Genomic DNA, 11752 nt, shown 5'->3' with positions numbered 1-11752 from the left:
AATCTTCGACTTTCGATCAGAGGGTTGAGACGTTCTCAGCCTTCGATTTTCCGGTCTTGCGATCCTGTCCAACGTCGAAGCTGACCTTGTCGCCTTCGCGGAGCGAACCGCCGCGCTGCAGCGCAGACACGTGCACGAACACATCCTGTCCGCCATCCTCGGGGGTGATGAAGCCGAAGCCCTTGTCGTCATTGAAGAATTTAACCGTACCTGTCGGCATGAGATAACTATTCCTTGTGTCATTCGTCGATTTGCGAAAGCGAAACTATACCGCCGCTGCTCCTCTATCAACCTTCATGGCGGTGACGCAACTTTAAAGACAAAGAGGCAACAGTTTCGTCGAGGGTCAATCCAGCTCCCGACAACCGATCGCCTGACGATCCGACTGTTTTGTTCGTGTCGATCCAGCCTCCGGAGACCCCGCTGATATTCATGTCTCGCGCCGCCCGCATTATCCACGGAATCAATGCAGGATTGCCGCCCGCGCGTGTAGAAGGAGATTGCCGATCGCTTGCAACAGGTTGTAGATCGGTATCACACAACGGGATTGTGCAAGCCGGTGTGGATGACGCCAACTATCGTCCTCATCGGTCGCTGTCTGAAGCTTTACCGGCGCGCTGCGCTGTCACTTGAGGGGTCCGCGCCATTGTCTTCGCTTGTTCTCCCCAGCCGCCCGCTTTCATTGGCGCGCGACGTCATCTCCACGCCGAACGCTTACTTCTGGTCAACGCCGGTTATCCTGGCATTGGCTATCTTTCTGTTCATCTGGGAAGCGCCGGGTGTGATCCGTGATTTCCAGATCAGCCAGAACCCTTTGGTGCTCGAGAACGGCGATGTGCAAAACGGGAAATGCACGACCCGCAAGGCAGTCTTCACCGACTGCGAGGCACGCCTTGTCTACAGCTACGGCGGACGAAACTACGACACCGAGGTCGAGATCATGTTCGTCGATTTTCATACCGGCGACTATGAAACCGATCTTGTGATTTCCGCCGATCATCCGGAACTCGCGACGTTGAGCCTGGGTCTGGACATGCTCTGGAACAGGATCATCACGCTCGCCGCGTTTGTGGTTCTGCTTGGCGGCATGAGTCTGGGTATGATTTTTCTCGGCATCCGCATCTGGCGGGTCAAGGGACAATTGCGCCGGCCTGCCAGGCTGATCCCTATCCCGGTCGAGATCAGCGCATTCGACCGCAAGCGCGGCATCCTTTCCATCACCTACAATGACAAGATTGCCGCCGACAAAACCGGGCGATCGGCTTACACGCGCATGAAGAGCGGGCAGGAGCCGCTGATCGTCGGTGAAGCCAATGGCAAGGCGATTGGAATGGCCGTCAGGCACGGCAATACGGCCCTGCCGGTGCTTCTGGACGATCGTCTGCAGCGGCTTGAGCTTACCGAGGCCGAGCGCGTCGCGGCTCTCGCACCCCTGGTGGACCAGCAGGACGGCGATCGGAATGCACCGGTATTGATCGAAGAACCCAAGAGGAAGGTATCGATTCGGAAGCGGCTGCAGCTTTTCTTCGGCACCCTGCTTCTGATCGTCGTCGGTGTGGTCGGCTTTTGGCTTTGGTACGTCACCAGTTCCCCGACACAATTCCAGTCGCCTGGCATGGACATCAACAATCTCATGCCGGCGCCGGTAAACGCCTGGGGATGCGAGCAGTTGAAGAAGCGGTTTGGCCAGGATCGTGCGCCGTTTGGCTGCACGGCGGCTGATTACACGAGCTGGAAATAAAATGTCCGGCGCGGCCGGCGCTAGTCTCGGCGTCTAGCCGCACGAAAATGCGGCCGGTCATCCCGGTCGCCGTGCATAAAAGGTGTTCCAGGCTTCGTTGTTGCGGCCCATGCGGTAGGCGCCCCATTCAAGATCCAGGCCGGCCGCCTTGATGCACAGCGCGAAGTCGTCCTGGCGCCAATAGGTCATATGGTAGGCGCCGCTCGTCTCGCCGTCTCCATCCCGCATCGTCACCAGGAAGACGCCGCCGGGGCGCAGCGCGGCGGCGATCTTTTCGAGGACATGGCCGGTCTGGTCGCGAGGCACGTGGATGAGAACACAGAGAGCGATTACCGCATCGTAAGGGCCGCCGAGGTCGTCTGTGATGACGTTGAGGAACTCGCCTGCCTTGCCGCGCGCCGCCTGCAGCTCGAGAAACCGCCGCGTGGCATCCGTTCGCCTCACCGAAACGCCCTGCGTCTCCAGGAAATCCGCATCCCACCCGGGCCCCGATCCGATCTCAAGGACCCGGCCGCCTTGGCCGGCGGCAATGGCGACCTGACGCAAGGCCGCCTCCAGGCTGGCCGCGGGAAAGGGATCAACGATGCGGCTATATTCATCGGCACAACCGTCATAAGAATCGATCGTGCGTTGGATGTCGGCCAGGGCGGTGGAAGAGACGTACATTTTGACCTCCGGTTGATGGAAACCCGAGCGCCGTTCGAGGGCGCCATATCACCATGCTCGGCGTAAGGCCGCGCATGCACATCAGGCAAAATGCCTAGGCAATGAAAAATGGAATGCCGTGAGCAAATATCAGGAGGGTCTAGCCGGGCATGTGCTAAAGCTGACATCTATGCCGGATCAACCATCCGGAGCCGATGGGCCATGGCGGCTGCGGCACCGCGGCTAGGGACGGCGAGTTTGCTCAAGATGTTGGAAACGTGGACGCTCGCCGTTTTCGCGGAAATGAACAGACTATCGGCGATCTGACGATTGCTTTGTCCGGCGGCGACAAGCCGAAGCACCTCGAATTCCCGATCCGTCAGGCCAAGCGGTGCCTTCGGCAGGCTGCCCTCTTTCCCGCCCCACAGGTCGATGCGGGCCTTTGCAGCCAGCGTCTCGATCTGATTGCAGAGGAGGCGAGCGCCGATCGAATGGGCAAGATCCGCGCCTTGCCTGAAATGGCCCGCACCCCTGGCGCGCTTGCCGGCAGTAACCGCAGCACTCCCGGCCTGCATGAGGGCATATGCCTGCCGAAAGGGCTGGCTCAAATCGGCCCAGCTTTGGGCAACTGCCTCCCAGGCATCAAGGTCGGAAACCGTCGCGCGCGACATCTCGGCCAAGAGATTGAGCCTCTCGGCTTCCTCCACCAGGTCGCGGCACGGAGCCCGAGCGGCAAGGCCTGCAAGCTGCTGGGCCACATCTTTCCGGTTCGTATCGACGGCGACACGTATGGCCGAGGCCAGGAGCGGCCAAGAGACGCCGCCTTGCGTCTCGAAATAGGTCGAAGCCGATCTTATCAGAATGGCAGACTGTTCCATGTCGCCTGCCAGTGCGCGGCTTTCGATATCGAATCTCAAAAGATCGGCCGCTATGCGGCCAGCGACCTGAGGGCCGGGCGGCAGAGCGCGCAAGGAGTTTGCCGCCGCGGCAAGGCGATCCGGATCGCCCAAGACCAGGGCGATCTCTGCCTGGCATTCGAAAACATGAACCAGCCCCAGTGGCAGCGGATCCAATGCCGCCATCCGTTCGCATGTCTCGATGGCTTCGGAAACGCGGCCGACGGCGAGCAAGGCGCGACACAAGGGCGAGCCCACGATTGCTCCGATATACCGCGCCTGGCCGAACTCGACGGTCCGCGCAAAGATCGCCGGTCCGGTTTCGATGATCTGCGCGTAGCCTCCGGTCTCAAGCAGGGCCTGCAGCAGGGCTGCGCCCGCCAGCACCTCGACACGGCCGATCGAGGCTTGCCCGGCGCGCCTGACCACGCTCCAAAAGCCATCGATGCGGGAGCTGTTCGAGGCCATGTCCACGGATGCCGCGACGATCAGTGCCTCGATGCGGTATTCCTCGTCATCGAGCCTCTCCGCCAGATGCTGCAGCTCGTCGCCCAAGAGCCTGGCGCGATCGTATTCACCCCGCAATATCAGCGCCCGGGAAAACTGCCCCAGTCCGTCCGCGCGCAGTCTTGTGGGATCGGTCGCATGCTCAAGCGCTCGTTCGAGATCGGCGATTTCGCCTGGGATCAGCGTGTGCTGACGCATCACCGCGCGCTGCAGAAGAAGGGCTGCCAGTTGCTCGCCGTCGCGCTCGGCATTCACTTCGGCGAGTGCGCGTTCGACAAAGGCCAGTCCCTGTTCCGCTTCCGCCGCCCAGCAGGCGGCATCGGCAGCGAGTTCCAGCACCCTGCAGTGAGCCGCGCCGATCAGATCAGCCGCATGATCGACGTCGGGCCAGGCCGCCAGCACGAGCTTCAGCATCTCCATCTGATCCGCATAGGCGAAGGTGGCAGCGGCCTCAGCGGCAGATTGCCAGGCCCAGCGCAGGCAAGGTTCGGCCTGGCCGGCGCCGTGCCAGTGGCGGGCGAGCGCAACGGAATGCCAAATCCGGTAGCTTGGAACCGGGCCGCGTTCGAGCACTTCGGCATAGGCGCGATGGATGGCCATCCTTTCGCCGGCGATCAGGTCACCCCGCACAGCTTCGTGGATCAGCGCGTGGCGGAATGCATATCCCTCGCCATCCGGCACGAGGATCCCAGCCAAAATCGCCGCTCGCAGCACGTCTGCCAGTTCAAGGTCGGACTTCTCAGTCACGCTGCGAAGAAGCGCATGCGTGATATGCGGGCCGCCAAGCGCCATGACCTTCAGGAGCTCGGCCGTTGACGCCGGCATCTCCCTGACGGCTTTCAGCAGATAGTCGTTGAGCGAACCAGGAAAATCGTTACGCAAACCTCCGCTCGCATCGATGAGCGCCTCGGTGAAAAGCGGGATCCCGCAGCACCGCGCATGGACCTCATTGATGATCGCAGGTGTCGGTGGGCGACCGAGAAGCCCCTCAAGCTGGGCGGCGACTTCGGCGCGCTTCAGGCGGGGTAGCTTCAAAACCGCGGCACCCTCGGAAAGCGAGAGGTCCGCGATGGTCGTCCGCAGTGCATTGCTGCCGCTGGTCTCCTCGGGTCGATAGGTGACGATCAGCATCAGCCGAATTGTCTTCAGCCGCGCCGTGAGGAAACGAAGCAGATCGCATGTGGCCTGGTCGGCCCAGTGGATGTCCTCGACGACCACGACGAGCGGCACCTCCTGGGCGAGTTCCTCCAACAACCTTCTCAGTGCCTCGAACAGCCGCGCTCTTGCGATGCCCGCATCAAATCGTTCAGAAGTCTCGCCGAATTCAGGAAGAAGCCATGCCAGCTCGCGCGCACCCTCGGCGCCGACAAGCGATCTGACAGCCGTCGCGCCGCGCAGCTGAACCAGTTCATGCAGCAAAGCGGTTACCGGCGCATAGGGCAATGCCGATTCCCGCTGCTCGATGCAGCCGCCTTTCAAGACGAGGGCCCGGCCCGACAGTCGGCAGGCAAATTCTTCTACCAGCCGGCTCTTGCCGCCGCCTGCTTCCGCGCCGAGAAGAATGGAGCGTTGCCGCCCGCCGGAGACGTCCCGGAATGCGGAATCCATCGCGTCGAGTTCTGCTGAGCGGCCTGAGAACAGGGACCTTCTGGGGGATGTCTGCACGAAGTCCTCCGATACGTGGACTTCGAGATTAGCAGAGATGGAGACGTAGTCATCCCGTGTATGTTTGAGCGTGTCCTACGCAAAATGCCCGATGCGGCACGCCTGCCTTAGTCCCATCATCGGGATGCCTGCTGGTACCAGGACCCAAACCTTCGCCGCTTCACCCGATACAAATAAAGGATGCTCCAAGTGACTGAACGCATTATCAAGTTCGACGATGTCGAGATCGCCACCCAGGCATTTGGCGACCCGGCGCATGCGCCGGTCCTGTTGATCATGGGCGCGATGGCGTCGATGCTGTGGTGGCCGGACGAGTTCTGCCAAAAGCTCGCCGCTCGGAAATATTATGTCATCCGTTACGACAATCGAGACACCGGCCGTTCGACGGTCTATGAACCAGGCGAGCCGCCTTACACTATGGACGACATGGCTGAGGACGCCGTCAGGATCCTCGATGGCTACGGCATCGACAGCGCCAATCTGATCGGCATGTCGCTGGGCGGCACGATCGCCCAGATCGGAGCGCTGTCGCATCCCGAACGCGTCAAGACGCTGACGCTGATGTCCACCACACCGATCGGTATTGATACAAGCGCTCTACCGCATACCGCAGCCGCCTACATGGCGCATGCCGCGACGGGCGAGACCGTCGACTGGACAGACAATGCCGAGGTGATCGAATTCCTTGTCAAGGACACCCAGATGATTGCCGGGGTGGCGCACCCTTATGACGAACGCCAGGCGCGCGACTTCGTTGAACGGGATGTTAGGCGGGCGAAAAACTTCGTCAGCGCCACCAATCATTTCATGCTGAGGGGCGGCCAGGCGCTGAAAGGAAAATTGGCTGAACTGGCAGCGCCCCTGCTTGTCATCCACGGAACGGCCGACCCGATTTATCCGGTTGAACACGGCGAACTGCTGGCACAAACCGTCCGGGGCGCGAAGCTTGTTCGGCTCGAAGGTGGCGGCCACGAAATTCATCCCGCTGATTGGGAGGAGATCGTTTCCGCTATCGACGCCCACTTGCGCTGACCCCAGGAGCCGCAGGGGCGTGCCGATCGATGGCTACGCCCTTCCGTACATCCGGCTCGCGCGCAGCAGGCGCTGCGAATAGGGGTGTTCGACCGCGCCTCTTCGCAATGCCTCGATATCGACCTGTTCGACGATCTCGCCCGCCTCCATGATGGCGACGCGGCTGCACATATGGGAAACGACGGCGAGATCGTGGCTGACGAGCAGATAGGTGAGGCCGCGCTCTTTGCGCAGATCCTGCAGGAGATTGAGGATTTCGGCCTGCACCGAGACGTCGAGCGCCGATGTCGGCTCGTCCAGCAGCAGGACGTCGGGGTCCAGCATCAAGGCGCGGGCGATCGCCACGCGCTGGCGCTGGCCGCCGGAGAGCTGATGCGGAAACCTATAGCTTAGCGCCGGATCGAGGCCAACCGATCTCAGCACGGCGCTGACGTCGACCGAATTGGTGTCGAGCCCCTGGTTGCGCAGCGGCTCCTTCAATTGTGAGCGGATGGTCTTGCGCGGATGGAGCGATCCGTAGGGATCCTGAAACACCATCTGCACCCGCCGATAGAACGGCCGGCTGCGCTGGCGCTGCAGCGCCTCGCCCTGGAGTTCGATGTGACCGTCATAATTGGCGTTGAGGCCGGAGAGCGCCCGGAGAACCGTGGATTTGCCGCAGCCGGACTCGCCGACCAGGCCGAATGCCGTCCCCCTTTCGACGGTGAGGTTGACGTCTCTGACGACAGGGCGCTGGCCATGTCCGAAACGGATGGTGAGATTGTCGATCCGGATCATCGCGGCGCCTCCGCTGCCAGGTCATTGAGCCAGGCGGGATCGCGCGTCAGGATCGGCAGCCGGGCCGGCGGATTCTCTATCGTCGGCAGGGAGGCCAGAAGCCCCTGCGTATAGGGATGTTTCGCTTTGTCGAGATCGCGCGCCTCCAGCACTTCCACGACGCGGCCGGCATACATGATGAGCACGCGATCGCAGAAATTCCGGATCAGGTTGAGGTCGTGGCTGATGAAGATCAGGCCGAGATTGCGGCGTGCGACGAGTTCGTCGAGCAGGGCCAAGATCTCGAGCCTGACCGTGACGTCAAGCGCCGAAGTCGGCTCGTCGGCGATCAGCACTTCCGGTTCGGCAATGAGCATCATGGCGATCATCACACGCTGGCCCATGCCGCCCGATATTTCGTGCGGATAAAGGCGGGCGACGCGCTCGGGATCGCGGATCTGGACGGCTTCGAGCATGCCGAGCGCTTGGGCGTAGGTCTTTTTGGTGCTGACCTTGGGATGATGGAAGCGATAGGTCTCGGCGATCTGTTCGCCGATGCGCATGACCGGATTGAGCGAATATTTCGGATCCTGCAGGATCAGGCCGATCCGCCGCCCGCGGATCGTCATCATCTTTCGTTCGTCCGCCTTGATCAGGTCGACGTCGCGAAAAGCCATGCGCTCGGCGCTGACCACCGCGGTCGGCGGCAGCAGTTTCATGATCGCCCGACCGACGGTCGACTTTCCCGATCCGGATTCGCCGACGATGCCGAGTTTTTCCTGCCCGAGCGCGAAACTCACGCCGCGCACCGCCCGCATGTGGCCGCCGCCATAGGCAATTTCGAGGTTGCGGATATCGATCAGGGGCTCTGTCATTCCGAACCTCTCGGGTCGAGCACGTCGCGAAGCGCATCGCCGACGAGATTGAAGGCGAGGCTGACCAGTGCGATGGCGATACCGGGCGCGGCGATCACCCAGGGACTGTCGAGCATGAACTCGCGGCCGCTGGCGGCCATCGAGCCCCATTCCGGCCAGGGCGGCTGCGCGCCGAGGCCGAGGAAGCCGAGACCGGCGGCGGTGATGATGATGCCGGCCATGTTTAGCGTGACGCGGACGATCACCGAGGGAATGCACATCGGCAGGATATGGCGGGTGATGATCGCAAGGGATGTCGCGCCCTGCAGGCGCACGGCGGCGATATAATCCGCCTTGCGCAGGCTGAGGGTTTCGGCGCGCGCCAGCCGGGCGATCGGCGGCCAGGCCGTCAGCGAAATGGCGATGATGGCGTTGGTGATGCCCGGGCCGAGGGCGGCGGCAAAACCCAGCGCCAGCACCAGGCCGGGAAAGGAGAGAAAGATATCGGTGACGCGCATCAGGATTTCATCGACGACGCCGCCGAAATAACCCGAAACGGTGCCGATCAAGAGGCCGAGCGGTGCGACGATAATCGTCACCAGCATGATGATGTTGAGCGTCGTGCGGGCGCCGTAGATCACCCGCGCAAAGACGTCGCGGCCGAAATTGTCGGTGCCGAGTAGGTGGGCTGCCGACGGCGGCGCAAGCCGCCCGGCCATATCCTGCACGATCGGATCGTAGCTCGTCAGCAGAGGCGCGGCCGTCGCCACGACGATCAGCAGCACGATGACGAAGAGACCTGCCAGACCAAGCGGATGCAGGCTGAATTTCAGCCAACCCTGATGGATCTGCTGCATCGATGACTGAAACCAGCCCTGAGGCTCCGGCGCCAGCAGCCATTTGCGGAGGCCGCCGGCATTGGCGCTGTCTGCGTCTTCGGTGGAGATCGTCATGGCGTCACCGTGTTCTCGGGTCAAGAATGCGATAGAGGACGTCCGACAGGATGTTGATGGTCAGGAAGACGGCGCCGATCGTCAGCACCGAGCCCATGACGACGTTCATGTCGTTCATCTGCAGCCCGCGGGTGAGATATTGGCCGAGCCCCGGCCAGCCGAAAACCGTCTCGATCAGCACCGCCCCTTCGAGCAGCCCGCCGAAGGTTAATGCCAGGATGGTCAGGAGCTGCACGCGGATGTTGCGGAAGGCATGGCGCCAGACGACCTTGCGGGTGCCGAGCCCCTTGGCCCGTGCGGTGATGATATATTCCTGGCTCAGTTGCTCCAGCATGAAGCTTCGCGACATGCGGCTGATATAGGCGACGGAGTAATAACCGAGGATCGCCGCCGGCAGGATGATGTGGCCGAGCGCGTTGTGAAAAACGTCCCATTGGCCCTGTATCGCCGCGTCGATCAGCAGAAAGCCGGTCATCGGCGTGACGAGGCCCTCGTAGAAGACGTCGATCCGGCCGGATGCGCCGACGAGCTTGAGCTTGGCATAGAAGAGGAAGAGCGCCATCAGCCCGGTCCAGAAGATCGGGATGGAGTGGCCGGCAAGCGCGACGATCCGGGCGATATGATCGATGATCGTTCCGCGCCTGACGGCAGCCGTGACGCCCAAGGGAATGCCGATGACGGCGCCGATGATCATAGCAATGATCGCAAGCTCGATCGTGGCGGGAAAGATCGTCATCAGATCGGTGAGGATCGGCTGGCCCGTCGTCGCCGCCGTGCCGAGATCGCCTGTGGCGACCTTCCCGACATAGGAGAAGAACTGCATCCAGATCGGCTGCCCAAGTCCCAACTCGTTATAGACCCGATCATAGACCTCCTTGCTGACCTCCGCCCCGGTGATGGCCAGTACCGGATCGGCAGGCAGCAGACGGCCCATCGAAAAGGTTAGGAAAAGCAGGCCGAGCAGCGTGGTGACGACAGCCACCACGCGCCCTGCCAGGCGCCGCAGCAGGCTCGTCAAGGGGTGCGGGGCCGCATCGGCAAACCCGCCCGCCCTGGAATGACGGCTCTCCTGCTTCGATGTCAGATCGGCGCTTGCCACGCGCTCTACTCCTTGGTCACGTCATGCCAGCGCGTCGACCAGGTCGTATGGCCGTGATAACCCTTGACGTTGGCGCGCATGACATACGGGTCGGTTCGCTGGAAGAAGATGACGAGCGGCGAAGCCATGCCGGAATAGATGCCGTCCATCTTCTTGAAGATGTCGGTGCGCTTTTCCGTGTCCCGCTCCCGCATCGATTGGTCGATGAGCGTGTTGAGCTCGTCCACCTTCATGCCCGTGCGCCAGAGGTAATAGCTGCCGAGGCGCGCCTCGTCGCTATTGTCTGGGTTGAAGGCATATTGCGTGGCGACGGCGAAGGGATCGGGCAGGCGGGCGCCGGAATTGCCGAGCAGCACTTCGAATTTGCGCTCGCGGAAGGCGGGCGTGAATTCGCCGGGCACGAGATCGAGATCGAAACCGGCGGCGCGCGCACTCGCCTGCAGCGCTTCTGCGAAGGGCAGGGTCGGGGCTCCCGAGGGATTGAGCACCTTCTTCAGGCCGTTGGGATATCCGGCCTCCGCCAGCAGCTGCTTGGCCCTGGCGGGATCGTAATCGTAGCGGGCGGCAGCCTCATCGGGCGCGCCGATCATGCCGCGCGGGATCATCGACTGCCAGGGAAAGCCCGTGTAGCGCATGATGTTGCCCGAGATCGCCTTCCAGTCGAAGGCGTGCTGGAAGGCCTCGCGAACCTTCGGCTTCTGCAGATCAGGGTCTTTCTGGTTGAGGGCGATGTAGTAGAAGCCGAGACCCGGGACATTGTCGATGACCATATCCTTGTTGGTGGACAGCGCATCCAGATCGCCGCTCGCCACATACTGGCCGACATCGACGTCGCCGGCTTCGAGCTGCAGCCGAAGATTGCCGGATTCAGGGATGTGGCGGGCCACGACGCGGGCCATGGCCGGCTTGCCGCCCCAATATTTCGGCTGCGCGTTGAAGATCGCCACGTCGTTCGGCCGCCACTGAGCCAGGCTGAACGGACCGCTGCCGGCGGAGTTGGCCGAAAGCCAGGCGCCGCCGAAATCGCCGTTCGCCTCATGCGACAGCACCGTCTTCTTGTCGACGATGCCGATCGACGAGCCGGCCAGCGAATAGAGCACCAGGTCGGTATTCACCGACTGCGGCAGCTCGATCTCCAGCGTATGGTCATCCTTTGCCCGAACGAGCTTTTCGACGTTTTCGGGCGTGAAGCCCCAGAGCGCCACATCGGTCGAGCCGACCTGACCCATCTTGATGACGCGCTGGATCGACCAGGCGGCATCCTCGGCGGTCACCTTGTTGCCGCTCTGGAAGACGGCGTCGTCGCGCAAGGTGAGCGTGATGATCTTGCCGTCCGCCGAGACCTCCCATTTCGTCGCAAGCATCGGCTTCAGCGTCTTGAGGTCATCTGGCGACAGCTGCACGAGATTGTCGTAGAGGTTCGAGATCAGTTCGGAAACCGTGCGGGCATTGTTCTGGGCCGGATCGAGCGTCCGGATACCGGTGAGGTTGGTGCCGATCACCAGCATATTGGGCGGCGACGCCGCCAAGGCAGGCTGCGCACCCATCAGGGCGCCGGTAAGTGCGATCGTTGTCAGTAGCTGTTTCAGCATCTCTAGACCTCC

Annotated in this window: 10 protein-coding genes; 2 read left to right on the top strand and 8 right to left on the bottom strand. The window is 62.3% G+C overall.

The window, feature by feature from the left end:
* Positions 1-16: 16 nt before the first annotated feature.
* A complete protein-coding gene (locus ATY75_RS00360) occupies positions 17-220 on the bottom strand; it encodes a cold-shock protein (RefSeq protein WP_003572688.1) in 204 nt (67 codons plus the stop codon).
* A gap of 426 nt (positions 221-646) precedes the next feature.
* On the opposite strand from ATY75_RS00360, the gene ATY75_RS00355 reads away from it, so the two are divergent.
* Positions 647-1741, top strand: a complete 1095-nt coding sequence (locus tag ATY75_RS00355; RefSeq protein WP_088935994.1) for a hypothetical protein — start codon at positions 647-649, stop codon at positions 1739-1741.
* A gap of 57 nt (positions 1742-1798) precedes the next feature.
* Here the strand turns inward: ATY75_RS00355 and ATY75_RS00350 are convergent, their stop codons facing one another.
* The gene (locus tag ATY75_RS00350) at positions 1799-2407 is read right to left on the bottom strand and encodes a methyltransferase domain-containing protein (protein WP_088935993.1); all 609 of its coding nucleotides are present in this window, start codon (positions 2405-2407) and stop codon (positions 1799-1801) included.
* 167 nt (positions 2408-2574) lie between these two features.
* Positions 2575-5454: an AAA family ATPase gene (locus ATY75_RS00345; protein WP_088935992.1), complete on the bottom strand. Its 2880-nt coding sequence runs from the start codon at positions 5452-5454 to the stop codon at positions 2575-2577.
* A gap of 189 nt (positions 5455-5643) precedes the next feature.
* Between ATY75_RS00345 and ATY75_RS00340 the strand changes: the two genes are divergently transcribed.
* A complete protein-coding gene (locus tag ATY75_RS00340) occupies positions 5644-6486 on the top strand; it encodes an alpha/beta hydrolase (RefSeq protein ID WP_088936232.1) in 843 nt (280 codons plus the stop codon).
* A 33-nt stretch (positions 6487-6519) separates the two neighbouring features.
* Here the strand turns inward: ATY75_RS00340 and ATY75_RS00335 are convergent, their stop codons facing one another.
* Genes ATY75_RS00335 through ATY75_RS00315 form a run of 5 tightly spaced genes read right to left on the bottom strand, consistent with a single transcriptional unit; the run spans position 6520 to position 11740 of the window.
* Entirely contained in the window at positions 6520-7263 is a 744-nt protein-coding gene (locus ATY75_RS00335) for an ABC transporter ATP-binding protein (RefSeq protein WP_088935991.1), read from the bottom strand.
* A complete protein-coding gene (locus tag ATY75_RS00330) occupies positions 7260-8117 on the bottom strand; it encodes an ABC transporter ATP-binding protein (protein ID WP_088935990.1) in 858 nt (285 codons plus the stop codon). Before ATY75_RS00330 ends, ATY75_RS00335 begins: the two co-directional genes overlap by 4 nt.
* Positions 8114-9049, bottom strand: coding sequence for an ABC transporter permease (locus tag ATY75_RS00325; protein ID WP_088935989.1), 936 nt, complete (start codon positions 9047-9049; stop codon positions 8114-8116). Before ATY75_RS00325 ends, ATY75_RS00330 begins: the two co-directional genes overlap by 4 nt.
* A 4-nt stretch (positions 9050-9053) precedes the next feature.
* Positions 9054-10148, bottom strand: coding sequence for an ABC transporter permease (locus tag ATY75_RS00320; RefSeq protein ID WP_088935988.1), 1095 nt, complete (start codon positions 10146-10148; stop codon positions 9054-9056).
* Between the two features lie 5 nt (positions 10149-10153).
* Positions 10154-11740, bottom strand: coding sequence for an ABC transporter substrate-binding protein (locus tag ATY75_RS00315; RefSeq protein ID WP_088935987.1), 1587 nt, complete (start codon positions 11738-11740; stop codon positions 10154-10156).
* Positions 11741-11752 lie beyond the last annotated feature (12 nt).

The sequence above is a fragment of the Rhizobium sp. N122 genome (assembly GCF_002211295.1).
GTDB lineage: Bacteria > Pseudomonadota > Alphaproteobacteria > Rhizobiales > Rhizobiaceae > Rhizobium.
Note: the sequence above shows the minus strand (reverse complement) of the source record. Positions and strands in the feature narration are given on the sequence as shown.

Coding starts and splice junctions, on each gene's coding strand:
- ATY75_RS00360 (WP_003572688.1), bottom strand. CDS start 220: ATGCCGACAGGTACGGTTAAATTCTTCAATGACGACAAGGGCTTCGGC.
- ATY75_RS00350 (WP_088935993.1), bottom strand. CDS start 2,407: ATGTACGTCTCTTCCACCGCCCTGGCCGACATCCAACGCACGATCGAT.
- ATY75_RS00335 (WP_088935991.1), bottom strand. CDS start 7,263: ATGATCCGGATCGACAATCTCACCATCCGTTTCGGACATGGCCAGCGC.
- ATY75_RS00330 (WP_088935990.1), bottom strand. CDS start 8,117: ATGACAGAGCCCCTGATCGATATCCGCAACCTCGAAATTGCCTATGGC.
- ATY75_RS00325 (WP_088935989.1), bottom strand. CDS start 9,049: ATGACGATCTCCACCGAAGACGCAGACAGCGCCAATGCCGGCGGCCTC.
- ATY75_RS00315 (WP_088935987.1), bottom strand. CDS start 11,740: ATGCTGAAACAGCTACTGACAACGATCGCACTTACCGGCGCCCTGATG.